General features: G+C 56.8%; 13 protein-coding genes. 8 read left to right on the top strand and 5 right to left on the bottom strand.

Annotation, left to right across the window (positions count from 1 at the left end):
* Positions 1–4 precede the first annotated feature (4 nt).
* Positions 5–1,711, top strand: a complete 1,707-nt coding sequence (locus tag B1C80_RS02810) for a GMC oxidoreductase (RefSeq protein ID WP_077919514.1) — start codon at positions 5–7, stop codon at positions 1,709–1,711.
* Positions 1,712–1,719: 8 nt separating this feature from the next.
* Complete coding sequence (locus B1C80_RS02805) at positions 1,720–2,601, top strand: sugar phosphate isomerase/epimerase (protein WP_077919513.1); 882 nt, start codon at positions 1,720–1,722, stop codon at positions 2,599–2,601.
* Positions 2,602–2,728: 127 nt separating this feature from the next.
* Here B1C80_RS02805 and B1C80_RS02800 read toward each other — a convergent pair whose 3' ends face one another.
* The 3 genes from B1C80_RS02800 to B1C80_RS02790 all read right to left on the bottom strand — a co-directional run bounded on the left by B1C80_RS02800 (position 2,729) and on the right by B1C80_RS02790 (position 4,953).
* Entirely contained in the window at positions 2,729–3,073 is a 345-nt protein-coding gene (locus B1C80_RS02800; RefSeq protein WP_077919512.1) for a n-acetylglutamate synthase, read from the bottom strand.
* Between the two features lie 11 nt (positions 3,074–3,084).
* A complete protein-coding gene (gene mnmH, locus B1C80_RS02795) occupies positions 3,085–4,116 on the bottom strand; it encodes a tRNA 2-selenouridine(34) synthase MnmH (RefSeq protein WP_077919511.1) in 1,032 nt (343 codons plus the stop codon).
* A gap of 123 nt (positions 4,117–4,239) precedes the next feature.
* Entirely contained in the window at positions 4,240–4,953 is a 714-nt protein-coding gene (locus B1C80_RS02790; RefSeq protein WP_077919510.1) for a pyridoxine 5'-phosphate synthase, read from the bottom strand.
* A 145-nt stretch (positions 4,954–5,098) separates the two neighbouring features.
* On the opposite strand from B1C80_RS02790, the gene B1C80_RS02785 reads away from it, so the two are divergent.
* From B1C80_RS02785 to B1C80_RS02770, 4 genes are all read left to right on the top strand, one after another.
* Positions 5,099–5,554, top strand: a complete 456-nt coding sequence (locus B1C80_RS02785; protein ID WP_077919509.1) for a GatB/YqeY domain-containing protein — start codon at positions 5,099–5,101, stop codon at positions 5,552–5,554.
* A 97-nt stretch (positions 5,555–5,651) separates the two neighbouring features.
* The gene (locus B1C80_RS02780; protein ID WP_201723543.1) at positions 5,652–6,182 is read left to right on the top strand and encodes a CvpA family protein; all 531 of its coding nucleotides are present in this window, start codon (positions 5,652–5,654) and stop codon (positions 6,180–6,182) included.
* 66 nt (positions 6,183–6,248) lie between these two features.
* The gene (gene rlmN / locus B1C80_RS02775) at positions 6,249–7,295 is read left to right on the top strand and encodes a 23S rRNA (adenine(2503)-C(2))-methyltransferase RlmN (RefSeq protein ID WP_077919508.1); all 1,047 of its coding nucleotides are present in this window, start codon (positions 6,249–6,251) and stop codon (positions 7,293–7,295) included.
* Positions 7,296–7,746: 451 nt separating this feature from the next.
* A complete protein-coding gene (locus tag B1C80_RS02770; RefSeq protein WP_077919507.1) occupies positions 7,747–9,168 on the top strand; it encodes an inorganic phosphate transporter in 1,422 nt (473 codons plus the stop codon).
* A 26-nt stretch (positions 9,169–9,194) separates the two neighbouring features.
* On the opposite strand, the gene B1C80_RS02765 is transcribed toward B1C80_RS02770, so the two are convergent.
* The gene (locus B1C80_RS02765) at positions 9,195–9,998 is read right to left on the bottom strand and encodes a 1-acyl-sn-glycerol-3-phosphate acyltransferase (RefSeq protein ID WP_077919506.1); all 804 of its coding nucleotides are present in this window, start codon (positions 9,996–9,998) and stop codon (positions 9,195–9,197) included.
* A gap of 271 nt (positions 9,999–10,269) precedes the next feature.
* Between B1C80_RS02765 and B1C80_RS02760 the strand changes: the two genes are divergently transcribed.
* Both B1C80_RS02760 and B1C80_RS02755 read left to right on the top strand, forming a co-directional pair.
* Positions 10,270–10,959, top strand: a complete 690-nt coding sequence (locus tag B1C80_RS02760) for a porin family protein (RefSeq protein WP_077919505.1) — start codon at positions 10,270–10,272, stop codon at positions 10,957–10,959.
* A gap of 325 nt (positions 10,960–11,284) precedes the next feature.
* Positions 11,285–12,316 (top strand): fatty acid desaturase, encoded by a 1,032-nt coding sequence (locus B1C80_RS02755; protein ID WP_077919504.1) that lies wholly within the window; start codon positions 11,285–11,287, stop codon positions 12,314–12,316.
* Between the two features lie 70 nt (positions 12,317–12,386).
* Here B1C80_RS02755 and B1C80_RS02750 read toward each other — a convergent pair whose 3' ends face one another.
* On the bottom strand, positions 12,387–14,498 hold the full coding sequence (locus B1C80_RS02750) for a thioredoxin family protein (protein WP_077919503.1): 2,112 nt from the start codon (positions 14,496–14,498) through the stop codon (positions 12,387–12,389).
* Positions 14,499–14,607 lie beyond the last annotated feature (109 nt).

The following is a 14,607-nucleotide window of genomic DNA, read 5'->3' as shown; positions in this document are numbered from 1 at the left end:
AACCATGGCAAATTTTGCGATTGATGCTACCCCGGCCATGACCTATGACGCCATTGTCATCGGCTCGGGAATCAGTGGAGGCTGGGCTGCCAAGGAACTGACCGGCAAAGGCCTGAAAACGCTGGTGCTGGAACGGGGGCGGGATGTGAAACACGTGACCGACTACCCAACCGCCAACCTGAACCCCTGGGAGCTCGAACACCGCGGCCAGCTACCCCTGGCGGTGCGGGCTCAGTACGGTAACATTCGCTCGTTCATGCGGGAAGATACCGTCCACTGGGCCATCAAACCCGACGAGCAACCCTTTGTTGAGGAGCAGCCGTTTACCTGGACCCGCGGCTACCACGTGGGGGGCAAATCGCTGCTGTGGGCCCGGCAAACCCAGCGCTGGAGCGACTTCGACTTCGAGGGGCCCGCCCGTGATGGATTCGCCGTCGACTGGCCCATCCGCTACGCCGATCTGGCCCCCTGGTACAGCTACGTAGAGAAGTTTGCGGGGATCTCCGGCAACAAAGATGGTCTGCCCAACCTGCCCGACGGTGAGTTTTTGCCGCCTATCGAGCTAAACTGCGTAGAAACGCATTTGCAGGGCACCATTGCGCAGCACTATAAAGACCGCCAGCTGATTCAGGGCCGATGCGCGCACATTACCAAACCACAGCCGATCCATACCGCCCAGGGGCGAGCGCAGTGTCAGCACCGGACTTTATGCGTGCGGGGCTGTCCGTTCGGAGGCTATTTCAGCAGCAATGCCTCAACGCTGCCGTGGGCCGAACGCACCGGAAAGATGACCCTCCGGCCCCATTCGGTCGTACACTCGATCATCTACGACGAAAAGAAAGGCCGTGCGTCGGGCGTGCGGGTGGTCGATGCCAATACGCTGCAGATGATGGAGTTCTACGCCAACATTATCTTCGTCAACGGCTCGGCCCTGAACAGTAACCTGATTCTGCTGAACTCCATTTCGACCCGGTTCCCGAACGGACTGGGTAACGACAGCGGCCTGCTCGGGAAATACATTGCCTGGCATAACTACCGGGGCAAGATCTCGGCCCAGTACGACGGCTTCCCCGATAAAACCACCGACGGCAAGAACCCCAGCAACGGCTACATTCCCCGCTTCCGAAACCTATATAAGCAGGAAATGGATTTTCTGCGGGGCTACGCAACGGGCGTTGGCGGGGGGCGCAACCTGAGCCAGAACCAGGAAGGCATGGGCCTGGCTCTCAAAGAACGGCTGCTGAACCCGAAGCTGGGCCCGTGGCACATCAGCGGCTGGATGCAGGGCGAAACCGTGCCGCTCGAGAAAAACCACGTCCGGCTCGACCCCACCCGGACCGACAAATACGGTATTCCACAGCTGATTACGGCGGCTGGCTGGTCAGAGAACGACGACAAAATGGTGGTCGATTTTATGACGCAGATGACCGAGATGTTTACCCTGGCCGGGTTCAGGAACATCAAAGCCGTTGACACCCACTCGAACCCGGGGGCCGACATTCATGAGATGGGCGGTGTTCGTATGGGCAAAGACCCGAAAACATCGCTCCTCAACCAGTGGAATCAGCTGCATCACTGCAAGAACGTGTTCGTTACCGACGGCGCCTGCATGACCTCGACCTCGACCCAGAACCCATCGCTGACCTATATGGCGTTTACGGCGCGGGCGGCTAATTATGCCGTTGATCAACTTAAAAAGAAAAACCTGTAACCGTTTTTATGCTTTACAAAACCACACGCCGGCTGTTCGCAACCGCGGCCCTGTTGCTCGGCCTGAACGGGCTCGGCCTGACCAGCGCACTGGCCCAGTCGGGTAAGGCCCTGTACACCTTTCCGCTGGGGCTCCAGACCTATACCTACCGCAACCAGTTTCCGAAAGATGTAGTCGGAACGCTGGACCTGATCAAGTCGCTCGGCTTCAAAGAAATAGAAGGCGGGCCACCGAAAGGGATGTCGGCCGAGGAGTTTAAGAAGCTGCTCGACGAACGGGGCATCAAAGTAACCTCGACCGGGGCCAATTACGACCTCATTGTTAAAGAACCCGAAGAGGTGGTGAAACGGGCCAAAGCGCTGGGCGCGTCGTTCGTTATGGTCGCCTGGATTCCGCACGAGAAGGGCAACTTTACGCTGGTAAACGCGCAGAAAGCCGTTCAGGACTTCAACCGGGTGGGTAAGATCCTGGCCGATAACGGACTGACCTTCTGCTACCACAACCACGGCTACGAGTTTCAGCCGTATCAGGACGGTACGCTCTTCGACTATATCGTGAAAAACACCGACCCCAAGTATGTTTCGTTCGAGATGGACCTCCTGTGGGCCACCCACGGCGGGGCCGATCCGGTACAACTACTGACCAAATACGGTAGTCGCTGGAAACTCATGCACCTCAAAGACCTCAAGAAAGGGATCAAAGGCGACCTGACCGGCGGCACCCCGCCCGAAAACGACGTGGTACTGGGCGAAGGCCAGGTCGATATGCCCCAGGTGCTGAAGCTGGCCAAAAAAGTTGGTATCCGGCACTATTACATCGAAGACGAGAGCAACCAGGAAGATAAGCAGGTGCCGCTGAGCATCGCTTACCTGAAAAACCTGAGCGAGTAAAACGCAACTGTTCGTTTACAGTAGATGGTGTCTTACGGAGTAGCCCGCCTGGGTTGCTCCGTATTTGTTATGGCCCCTGTATAGATCGTTGCTGGAAGAGGGAGTTGCCGGTCTGGCCCGCCAACGATCAGTCCGCTATTTCTTCGATAACCGACTCGCCGGCAGCGTGGGTCCCGCTGGTCCACTGCCAGCGTTCGCTGAGCCGCAGCCGCCCGTCGGGGAGCTGATCGGGGGTCGATTTGCAGTGGCCCGTCATCAGTTCGTTCTGGTTGTTCACGTGCTGGTACGTAAACCGCAGCGAGCCATCGGGTCCGACGAGGCCCGTCAGCGTACCGAACCGGATCGACCCGCCCTGGTAGGTAGCCCAGACAAGATCATCCTGCTGAAAATACTGAAATACGGTCTCGCCCGAAACCTCGCCAGTGGGGGAGTTCGACACGCTGCGAAACCGTCGGTTGTGGTAGTTGATCATGAACGGGTCGGTTAGCGGGCCTGGGTGTTGGCCCAGTCGATGAGTTCCCGGGCGGTCTGCGCCGGATCGTTGGCCAGCACCTGAACGGTATGGATCATGGCGGGGTCGCGGTGAGAAAGCCCGTGCAGATACGCCTTGTCGTAATAGTCGAGCGTCAGGTCGGCCACGGTGGCGTAGTCGTACCGGGCCAGGGCGTCGAGGGCGTCTTTGGTTACTTTGCCGCCGAGCCGTTTGCGGATGCGTTCGGTGGCTTCGATCAGCAGGGCGTGGTCGATACCGGTATATTCCTGTACCAGCCGCTCGATCCGGACCGGCTTGGGTACGTCGACGAAGGCAACCGGGGCCAGCCGCATCTGCTGCCACAGCGCCATAGGAACAAAGCAGGTGCCTACGTTCCGGCTCTCGTCTTCGAGCCAGATGCGGGCGCTGGGGTCGAGCCGTCGCCAGTCGTTGTGAATCAGGTTTTCGAACTGCTCCGATGAGGGCTGGGGCAGCTGCCCGATGGCGCCGTACGACGATCCTTTATGATGGGCGAGGCCTTCCAGGTCGATGATCTGTTCGCCCTGCCGGGCCAGTTCTTTCAGGATGTCGGTTTTACCGCTACCGGTTTTACCACCCAGGATGATCAGCTGGCGCGGCTGGGCCAGGTCGGTGAGTACGGCGTTTCGGTAGGCTTTGTAGCCGCCGGCCAGAGTATCCGGGCTGAGGCCAGCGGTTTGCAGCAGCCAGGCAAACGAGCCGCTGCGCATGCCGCCCCGCCAGCAGTGAACCAGCACGTTGCCGCCGTGACTGTTGGTCAGCTTACGGGATTGTTTGACGAATCCGGCCAGTTTGGGACCGACCAGTTCCAGCCCGAGCAGTACCGCATGGTCTTTCCCGGCCTGTTTGTAGCGGGTGCCTACGCGGGCCCGCTCGTCATTGTCAAAAAGCGGGATATTGACCGCCCCCGGAATGTGGGCCTGGGCAAACTCGCCCGGCGACCGCACATCGATCACGGGCAGGTTCCGGGCCTGTTCTAAAAACGCATCGACAGAAAGCTGCATGATGTAGCATAAACCCCAACGGCTGGCTATGGTTCCCGACCGCTGCCCGGCGCGCCGGGGTTTAGCGGCTGGCCTCGCCCCCGACTCAGTTACTGTATGTTCCGGCCTTGACGGGCCAGGCCATTATTCCAGGCACCGTCTGTAGAGCTGGATGGTGTTTTCGAGGCCGAAATAGAGCGCGTCGCAGATCAGGGCGTGACCGATCGATACTTCGAGCAGAGCCGGTACCCGTTCGGCAAAGAAACGCAGGTTATCGAGGCTCAGGTCGTGGCCGGCGTTCAGTCCCAGTCCTGCTTCCTGCGCCCGCCGGGCTGCCCGGACAAAAGGCGCAACGGCGGCTTCGCGATCGGCCGCGTAGTGCGTAGCGTAAGGTTCGGTATAGAGTTCGATCCGGTCGGTTCCTACGGCTTTGGCTCCGTCGACCATCCGCTCGTCGGCATCGACAAAGATCGACACCCGAATGCCGTCGGCTTTAAAGGTATCGATCAGCTGCCGCAGGTGATCGGCATGGCGGATGGTATCCCAGCCCGCGTTCGAGGTGATGGCATCGGGTGCGTCAGGAACGAGGGTAACCTGTGCCGGTTTAACCCGTTTCACGAGTTCGATAAACCGCTGGTCGGGGTTGCCTTCAATGTTAAATTCGGTAGTAACGACCTCGTGCAGATCGAGTACGTCCTGGTAGCGGATATGCCGCTCATCGGGGCGGGGGTGTACCGTGATTCCCTGCGCGCCAAACCGTTCGCAGTCGAGGGCCACCTGTACCAAGTTCGGATTCGTACCGCCCCGCGCATTGCGGATCGTCGCGATTTTATTGATGTTGACAGAGAGACGAGTCATTTTTTTGAATTAGCGATTGAGCGAATGAGTAATTGAATGAATGGCTCTGCTGGTTTCGTAACTTTGCGGCCAGGCTGAAGGTTCAGCGATTGCTGAAAGGTCTGAATCACCCATTCACTGATTCGCACAATCATTCCATACGATCATGTCTCTCAAACAACAAATTGACGCCGATATCAAGCAGGCCATGCTGGCTAAGGATCAGGACAAACTGCGGGCCCTGCGCGCGGTGAAGTCGATGATTCTGCTCGAAGAAACCAAAGAAGGCGGCACCGGCGAGCTGAAGCCGGACGATGAAACCCGGATTCTGACCAAGGCCGTGAAGCAGCGCAAAGACTCGGCCGATATTTACCGGCAGCAGAACCGCGCCGATCTGCTGGCCGTAGAAGAAGTTGAAATTGCGGTCATTGAACAGTACCTGCCCAAGCAACTCTCCGACAGCGAGCTGAAAGAAACGATTCAGGCTATCATGACCCGGCTGGGAGCTTCGGTACCGTCCGATATGGGTAAGGTCATGGGGGTGGCTACCAAAGAACTGGCTGGTCAGGCCGACGGGAAAGCCATTTCGGCCCTGGTTCGTACCCTGCTGGCAGGCGGGTAAGAGCCGGGTGTCAGGAGTCGGGTTGTAGGGTACGTAGCCTGACGCCCGGTTCCTGACTCGTTACGCCAGCCCTGCGCATGTTTTGCCCCACGCCCCTATGTCTGCTCTCGATCTGTTCATGATTATACCCCTGGCCTGGGGCGCGTTCAACGGCTACCGCAAAGGCCTCCTGGTTGAGATCGTTGCGGTCATTGCGTTTATTGTGGCCATGATTGTAGGGTTCAAGTTCCTGGCCTTCGGAATCGATCTGCTGAGCCCGTACATCAGCCGCGAGCTGGCCCGTAAACTGCTTCCCTGGATGGGGTTCTCGGTCATTTTTTTTCCGACCATATTTCTGGTCAACCAGATGGGCTTCGCGCTTCGGCGGTCGCTTAAGTACACCATTCTCGGCACGTTCGATAGTGTGGCCGGTGCGGCCGTCGGTCTTTTTACGTGGCTGTTTGGAATTAGTGTGATTCTGTGGTTGTTAAGCTATATGGGCGTCAAAATGCCCGCAAAACATACCCAGAATGCCTTCCTGTATCCGTACGTAGTGCCCGTTGCTCCTAAAATCATGGACAAGGCCGCCGTTTGGGTACCGAAAGGAGTAGAAGCGGGAAAGACGTTTAGTGAGCGATTGAGTAATTAATGGACTGAGCCCGGCCGATGGCGGGAATCGACCCACAACGAATTCGCTCGATCACTCAGATAGCTTATGAAACAAGACATCCGTAAGACCAGCCCGGCTCAGCTGAAAGAGTGGCTCGTGCAACAGGGCGAGCAGGGCTTCAGGGCGAAACAGATACACGAGTGGCTCTGGAAAAAGTCGGCGCAGTCGTTCGAACAGATGACGAACCTGTCGATATCGACGCGGGAACTGCTCAACACCCACTACGAAATAAGGCCGCTCACGGTCGACCAGCAGCAGCGCAGTAACGACGGCACGATCAAGTCGTCGTTTCGGCTGTTTGACGGGAATCTGGTAGAGGGGGTGCTGATTCCGGCCTTACGCACTGATGACATGGACAGGATGACGGCCTGCGTATCGAGTCAGGTGGGCTGTTCGCTGACGTGTAAGTTCTGCGCCACGGGCTACATGGATCGCAAACGTAACCTCGACGCGGCTGAGATCTACGACCAGGTGGTGGCCATTGACCGGCAGGCTAAAGACGCCTACAATTCGCCCCTGACCAACATCGTCTACATGGGTATGGGCGAGCCGCTGCTGAACTACAAAAACGTGCTGGAGTCGGTAGACCGGATTACCTCGCCCGACGGCCTGGGTATGTCACCGAAGCGCATTACGGTATCGACGGCGGGTATCGCCAAGATGATCCGGCAACTGGGCGACGACCAGGTGAAGTTCAACCTGGCGCTGTCGCTGCACGCGGCCAACGACCAGAAGCGCGATACCATCATGCCCATCAATGAGAGCAACACGCTTCAGGCCCTGGGCGATGCGCTGGGCTACTTCTACAAAAAGACCGGCACCCGGATCACGTTCGAATACATCCTTTTCTACAATTTCAACGACACCCTGCAGGATGCGCAGGAGCTTTGGAAGTTCACCAAGCGCGTACCGGCTAAGGTCAATATCATCGAATACAACCCCATCGCCGAAGCTAATTTCAAGAATACCGATCCGCAGACGCTGGACCGGTTTGCGGGCTACCTCGAAGACAAAGGCGTAACGGTCAACGTCCGTCGTAGCCGTGGCAAAGATATCGATGCCGCCTGCGGCCAGCTGGCCGGCAAATCGTAACGTAGAGACGCGATGGCCGAAAGGGTGGGTTTCCTACCGGGCTGTCTATTGCTGACGCATGGGAGGGGCTGACGCATGGGAGACGCAAGGGGTTGCGTCTCTACAATCAGATGCGTAGAGACGCAACCCCTTGCGTCTCACACGCGTCAGCCCCTTACACGCGTCAGCAATAAAACCCCAACTAATCGACTCCGCCTACTCGCTAACGACAGCCCGTCGTAGCCAGTGGGCGGAGTCAGTTAGTATGCTGGTTTTATAATTATTGCGAATGATAGCTGACGCGTAGGGTTGTTGACGCATGAGATGGCTGATGCGCATGAGACGCAAGGGCCGGGCGGTTGCGTCTCTACTTAACAATTTGGTAATATGGCTTCGCTGTGTTTAGCTTACTTTTGTGGCAATCATTGGCTTACGATCTGGTCGTGGGCCTGTCACTGAAGATTCCCTCTCCATGTTTGGATTAGAAACGGATGTTTTTATCCTCCTGTTTATCAGCTTATTTGCTGCCTGTGCTTTTGAGTTTGTCAACGGCTTCCACGATACCGCCAATGCGGTAGCTACCGTTATCTATACCAATTCCCTGAAACCAACCGTTGCCGTAGTCTGGTCGGGTATCTGCAATTTTGCGGGGGTACTGCTGGGCGGCATTGGGGTGGCCATGGGTATCGTCAATCTGCTGCCGGTCGAACTGCTGGTCGACCAGAACGTGTACCATAGCGTGGCCATGGTGCTGGCGTTACTGCTGAGTGCTATCGTCTGGAACCTGGGCACCTGGTACTTCGGTTTGCCCAGCTCCAGTTCCCACACCCTGATCGGTTCGATTCTGGGCGTTGGGCTGGCCTTCTCAACCATGCCCGACAACAACGCAGGATCGGCGGTCAACTGGGAAAAAGCCGTCGAAACGGGCGAAGCGCTCCTGCTGTCGCCCCTGCTGGGTTTCAGCCTGGTTATTATTCTGATGTTCCTCATCCGGCGGATAGTGCCCGAAGAAACCAAAGATCAGCTCTTCAAGGAACCCAAGAAGAATACTCCTCCTCCATCGTGGATTCGGGGTATTCTGATCGTTACCTGCTCGCTGGTCAGTTTCTTTCACGGCAGCAACGACGGTCAGAAAGGTGTTGGCCTGATCATGCTCATTCTGATCGGTATTGTACCCTTTCAGTTTGCGGTAAAGCCGGATCTTGACCCGCGCCTGCTGCAGCCTAATATCGAACGGATCGAGCAGACCATTGCGGCCCTTGACTCGAACCAGCTGGCGCCCGTCAACCGTGCCCGCCTGGCCCGTACCCGCACCGAACTGACCGAGCTAAAAACAATGGTCAATACCGATAGCGTCACGAACGGCATCCCGCAGCAGAAACGGCTCGACGTTCGGCGGGATCTGTTGCTGATCAACAGCAACATGAACAAAATTGCCGAAGATGAAGGGGCCAACCTGAGTGCCAATCAGCTGGCCACCCTGAAAGAAAATCTAGGCGAAAAAAACGGGCTGCGCCGGTTCACCGACTACGCCCCGTTGTGGGTTATCCTGATGATTGCGCTCTCGCTGGGGCTGGGAACGATGATCGGCTGGCGCCGGATTGTAGTAACGGTAGGCGAGAAGATTGGGAAGCAGCACCTGACCTACGCCCAGGGCGCTTCGGCCGAGCTGACGGCTGCGTTCATGATCGGACTGGCCTCGTGGCTTAAGCTGCCCGTCAGTACAACCCACGTGCTGTCGTCGGGGATTGCCGGTAGTATGGTGGCCAACAAAGGGATAAAAAACCTGCAGGCGGGTACGGTTCGCAACATAGCCCTGGCCTGGGTACTTACGCTGCCCGTGTCGGTGCTGCTTTCGTTTACCCTCTACATCTTCTTCCGCTGGCTTCTGTAACGGTACCCTGAGTACCGGGTACGGTCTTATTTCACCCAGGCCGGTGTTTCCTGCTCGATAGCCTGACGAACTTTGGCAACGATGTCGTCAACGCTATCGTCGGGGCTGATCTGCATGGGTGCTTTGAAGCGAACTGTCAGCAGGGTATTCCGTTTTTTGAAGCGCAACCCTTTCTTGTCGAAGGCCCGCCGAAAGCCATTGATGACAACCGGCACCACAATCGGTTCATTATTTTTGATGAGGTGACCCGTTCCCTTACGGATCGGCGCAAACGGGCTGGTTGTGCCCTGCGGGAAGCTTACGACCCAGCCGTGCGCCAGTGCTTTGGCAATTTTATCATTGGCGGAGGTATCGACCGACCGCTGTACTTCACGCCCCTCGGCCCGCCATGACCGCTCGATGGTCAGCGCCCCCCCAGCCGCAAAAATGCGCGGTATAATTCCCTTCTGCATCGTTTCTGAGGCAGCTACGTAGTACTGACGCGCCCGGGGGCCCAGCAGGTAGACCGGCGGCAGCAGGGTATTCTGAAAGCCCCACTTCACCGCGCAGAAGACGTGGAAAAACGCAATCACATCGGCAAAATACGTCTGGTGATTAGACAGAAACAGAACGTTGTTGATGGGCAGATTCTCGAGATGTTCGGTGCCTTCGATCTGAATCCGGTTCACCACCGTGTAGCGTGCGTACGTTAGCCAGCCTACTATACCAATCAGTATCCGTCTGATTAACAGTGAACTACCAAACGGGTCGCATTCAAAAAGCCCTAACACATCCAGCGGCATCAGGAACTTAGGCAGGTAACTGTATTTAGTCGGTTTAACGTACTTCATCACAGGTAAAGGTGTCGGTAATCAGTAAAGATAAAAGATCACTACAATGTTTTCAAGAAAAAATACAACGGTTCGCGGTCCGAAAAGAACGGGTCAGCGAGCCTGAAGCGAGTGGCCGCACAAAAATATTCGGACTGGATTAATCCTTTTTCCTCGACCTCTATCCAACCCACGAACAACGCAACAAACCCCGCTACTCCCAACGCCTATTGCCGACACTCTACACAAACTCGTTCAGCTTTACCATTAACCATTTTTTTCGCTTACAGTCATGAAACGAATTGTGCTTGCCGGTCTCATTGCGTTGGGCTTACTAGGGGCTCAAGATACTATAGCTCAGGTTCAGGTTGGCATCCGGGGCGGTGCGAACTGGGCTTTTGCCTCGAAACCTGAGTTTCTGGGCAGCTTTACCCCGGATTTTCACCCATCGCCGGGCCCAACGGGAGCTATCTTCCTCGATTTCCCCATCAGCGAGCGCGTCTCGATCCGGCCCGAAATTGCCTACGTACAGAAAGGGTTCATGGTCAAGGAAGGCTTTGAGCTGAACCTGGGCGGCTTTCCGCTGACGGTCGGAGCCCGCATTGCCTACCAGACCCAAACGATGGAAATGCCGCTGCTGGCCAAGGTAAACCTGACCGACGGCCCCGTTCAGCCGTACTTCATTGCCGGTCCCGCCATTAGCTACACCCTCGACGGACGGGTACGGACCCGGGGTACGGCCCTCATCACGACCCAGCCGATCGATGTCGATGTCAACTACGGGTCCATGCTGAACCGCTGGGACGTAGGCGCAGTAGGTGGTCTGGGCCTGGCCATGGATGCCGGTGCCGGTAAGTTCTTCATTGAAGGTCGCTATACACACGGTTTTACGCGGCAGGTACAGGTGCCGGTCGTTAACGTAAACGTACGCAACCGGGGTGTTGCGGTGTCGGTAGGCTACTCTATTTCAATCGGTTATTAAGGTGGAGTCGGTGCAGGTGTCGAGTCAGTGGGGTTGGCCTAGCCCGTTCCCACCACATAGCCTCTTCACGACATCGCACTGCACCGACGCCACCGACAGTCGTCATAGACATTTTGTTGAATCAACCTGAATAAGTAAAGGCGGAGCTACTGGCTCCGCTTTTCTTGTGTAGGCCGGGCTATAAACCCACCGCGACCCGCTCAAACCAGCTCATTAGCATCTGGTTAAAAATGCGGTGGGTTTTTAGACAACCCGTCGAATAACGGGGACAAAATGCTATTTTTACCATCCGTTACTTACCGAACGCGTACCGGCGACATCAACTATGGCAAGAGTAAATGATTTTGTTCGCTCCACGACTACGGAGCCACACCGCATTCGTACCCGGCAAATTCTGAAAGCACATCCCGAGATCAAGAAACTGATCGGTCAGAAAAACCCGGCCACGTTCTGGGTCATTGTGGGCTGCGTAACCCTGATGACGGCTATGGCCTGGCTCGTTCGTGACCAGTCGTGGTGGGTCGTTATTGCAGCGGCCTGGTTCATCGGGGCTTTTCCGGCGCATACGCTGTTTGTGTGCATCCACGAAGCGGCTCATAACCTGATTTTCCGTAAGCCGGCTGCCAATGCCTGGGCCGCTATTTTGGCCAACCTGCCCACGGCTTTCCCCACGGCGCTCTCGTTCAAGAATTTTCATATCAAACACCACGCGTTTCAGGGAGTACATGAGCTGGACGCCGACCTGCCCGACTGGTACGAAGCCAAGCTGATTAACAACTACGCCATTGGTAAAGCGTTCTGGCTGCTGATGTTCCCGATTTTTCAGGGTATCCGCACCATTCGGATGCGCGAACTGGCTGTCATCGACAAATGGGTCGCTGCCAACATCATCGTTCAGCTGGCCTTCGACGTACTGATCGTAACCCTGTTCGGCTGGAAAGCGCTGGCTTTTCTGGTGCTATGCCTGTTTTTCTCGGTAGGGCTCCACCCGCTGGGCGCCCGCTGGATTCAGGAGCACTACCTGACCCTCGACCCAGAACAGGAAACCTACAGCTACTACGGCCAGCTGAATACGGTCAACCTGAACGTTGGTTTTCACAACGAACACCACGATTTTCCGTCCATTCCCTGGAACCGACTGCCCGACATCAAGAAAAACGCGCCGGAGTATTACGAGACGCTGAAATACCACACCTCGTATGTGCGGTTGTTTTTCCGGTTCCTGTTCGACCAGGAGATTTCGCTGTTCTCGCGCATTGTGCGTAAAGAGCGCGGTCGGGTAGCCATTGCCGACGAGTCTAAACCGGATCTGGAACTGGTGCAGGCGCAGGCCATTCCGGCCAAAGCCGCCGTGTAGCCAATTCGAAATACGGCAACAGAAAGCCCCGCCAGATGATCTGGCGGGGCTTTCTGTTTATGAAGCAGGCTTACTGAACCTGGGCGTTAAACTTCGCTTTTCCCGAGTCCAGGAAGGCAACAAAGGTGTCGATACTGCGGTCGTAGTTCTTCGGTGCTACCAGCAGTTTCCCGTCGGCATCGACCAGGCAGTAATGGGGCTGGGCGTTGTTGTTATACCGGGTAATCTGCAGATCGGCATTCTGGGCGCCAATGGTTTTCTTTACTTTCTGATCATACGCAGAGGTGTACCACTCCGACTCGGGCAACTCGGTTTTATCATCTACGTACAGCGCCAGCACCACAAAGTCGTTCTGCAGCCGCGACAGTACCGCCGGGTCTGACCAGACGCGGGCTTCCATTTCGCGGCAGTTGACGCAGCCATGACCGGTAAAGTCGATGAACAGCGGTTTATTTACCTTTTTGGCATACGCCAGCGCCTGCCTGTACTCGAAAAAGCCCTGCAACTGATGCGGCAGCTCGAAGAGATTGCTGTATTTAGGCACCTCGCCCAGCGTGCTGACCGGCGCAGCGGCCCCCGTCGACCGGGCATTCAGGTCGAAATCCTGGCTGGTTTTGGGTGGCAGGTAGCCCGACAGCGCCCGCAGCGGAGCACCCCACAGGCCCGGAATCATGTAAACGACAAAGGCGAAAATCAGAATGGCCAGCAGCAGCCGGGGAATACTGACGTTCTTAACTTCGCTATCGTGTGGCAAACGAATCTTGCCCAGCAGGTAAAACCCGATCAGCGCGAAAATGACGATCCAGAACGCCAGGAAAATCTCCCGGTCGAGCAGGCCCCAGTGGTAGACCTGATCGGCAATGCTCAGAAACTTGAGCGCCAGCGCCAGCTCCAGAAAGCCCAGCACCACTTTAACGCCATTGAGCCAGCCACCCGATTTGGGCATACTTTTGAGCCACTGCGGAAAAGCCGCAAACAGCGTGAACGGGATAGCGAAGGCCGACGAGAAGGCGGTCATACCGATAATCGGTTTCACCACTTCGCCCCCGGCCGAAGCCACCAGCAGACTACCCACAATGGGGCCGGTGCAGGAGAACGAAACCAGCACGAGGGTAAAGGCCATGAAAAATACGCCCGCCAGACCACCCCGCTCGGCCCGGGCATCGGCGCTGTTGACCAGCGAACTGGGCAGAACGATCTCGAACAAACCCAGAAACGACAGCCCGAACACAAAGAAAATGGCAAAGAACAGGACGTTAGGCAACCAGTGGGTGCTTACAAAATTGGCAAAGGCCGGTCCGTTTATGCGCGACACAACCGTACCGATCAGCACGTAGATACCGATGATCGAGGCTCCGAACAGCAGCGCTTTCCAGCGACCGCCCGATTGGTTGGTGAAAAAACTAACCGTCATCGGAATGATCGGGAATACGCAGGGCGTCAGCAGCGCCACCAGGCCCGACAGAAAAGCCGCCACAATGAACCCCATCATAGACGTGTCGGTGGTTTCGCCAGCCTGGGCAGCCGCGTCGAGCGCATCGACGGGTTTGTCAGCAGCCTGTTCTACGGTGGGGGCGCTGGTGCCGGTAGTCGCGGTCAGGGCCGGATCCGGGGTCGTGGCGGCCACGGTGGTTTCAGAAACGGGGGGCGTAACGGCCGATGAGGCTGTAGGCGTTGCAGCTGCTACCGTAGCTGAAGTTGTAGCCGGACTCGTCACGGTCAGTTGGGCGCTCAGCTGAGCTTCGGCGGGGGGCAGGCAGGTGCCGTCTTTCGAGGAGCAGGCCATATACTCGGTGGTAGCGCTGAACTCAACCGCCGGTTTCAGCACCTTGATTTTCTGAACGAAGGTCGCCGTACCCGAAAACTGGCGGATTTTAGCGCCCCATACTTCTTCGAACACTTCTTCGACCCCAACCGGCACGACATTGCCGACGCGCTGCCAGCTATCGGAAGGGGTAAACTTGAAACTCGTTGGCAACGGACCGATGTTCGGGTCGAGGTCGTTCGAGTAGATATGCCAGCTATCGGCAATAGTGGCCCGGATGCGAACTTCCACGACGTCGCCCACCTTCGCGGGTTGCTTCGGTACCGAAACCGACCATTTCGTGGGATCTTTGGTAAGCTGGGCGAACGTGACTACGGACAGCAGCAGTCCGGCAACGAGCGCAACAAATGATTTCATACCGCTTTGGGTAAGTGTTGGTTTGATGGGGTAACAGCAATCCCGCAAAAATACTTCCATTTGTGCGGCTCCAAAAAAAATGCGCCCCAACACAGGCCGGGGCGCACCA

The sequence above is a fragment of the Spirosoma sp. 209 genome, assembly GCF_002006735.1.
GTDB classification, from domain to species: Bacteria; Bacteroidota; Bacteroidia; order Cytophagales; family Spirosomataceae; genus Spirosoma; species Spirosoma sordidisoli.
The sequence above is the reverse complement of the archived record's forward strand: the minus strand, read 5'-3'. Positions and strand labels throughout refer to the sequence as shown.

Coding starts and splice junctions, on each gene's coding strand:
- B1C80_RS02810 (WP_077919514.1), top strand. CDS start 5: ATGGCAAATTTTGCGATTGATGCTACCCCGGCCATGACCTATGACGCC.
- B1C80_RS02800 (WP_077919512.1), bottom strand. CDS start 3,073: ATGATCAACTACCACAACCGACGGTTTCGCAGCGTGTCGAACTCCCCC.
- B1C80_RS02785 (WP_077919509.1), top strand. CDS start 5,099: ATGTCTCTCAAACAACAAATTGACGCCGATATCAAGCAGGCCATGCTG.
- B1C80_RS02770 (WP_077919507.1), top strand. CDS start 7,747: ATGTTTGGATTAGAAACGGATGTTTTTATCCTCCTGTTTATCAGCTTA.
- mnmH (WP_077919511.1), bottom strand. CDS start 4,116: ATGCAGCTTTCTGTCGATGCGTTTTTAGAACAGGCCCGGAACCTGCCC.
- B1C80_RS02780 (WP_201723543.1), top strand. CDS start 5,652: ATGTCTGCTCTCGATCTGTTCATGATTATACCCCTGGCCTGGGGCGCG.
- B1C80_RS02760 (WP_077919505.1), top strand. CDS start 10,270: ATGAAACGAATTGTGCTTGCCGGTCTCATTGCGTTGGGCTTACTAGGG.
- B1C80_RS02755 (WP_077919504.1), top strand. CDS start 11,285: ATGGCAAGAGTAAATGATTTTGTTCGCTCCACGACTACGGAGCCACAC.
- rlmN (WP_077919508.1), top strand. CDS start 6,249: ATGAAACAAGACATCCGTAAGACCAGCCCGGCTCAGCTGAAAGAGTGG.
- B1C80_RS02790 (WP_077919510.1), bottom strand. CDS start 4,953: ATGACTCGTCTCTCTGTCAACATCAATAAAATCGCGACGATCCGCAAT.
- B1C80_RS02765 (WP_077919506.1), bottom strand. CDS start 9,998: ATGAAGTACGTTAAACCGACTAAATACAGTTACCTGCCTAAGTTCCTG.
- B1C80_RS02750 (WP_077919503.1), bottom strand. CDS start 14,498: ATGAAATCATTTGTTGCGCTCGTTGCCGGACTGCTGCTGTCCGTAGTC.
- B1C80_RS02805 (WP_077919513.1), top strand. CDS start 1,720: ATGCTTTACAAAACCACACGCCGGCTGTTCGCAACCGCGGCCCTGTTG.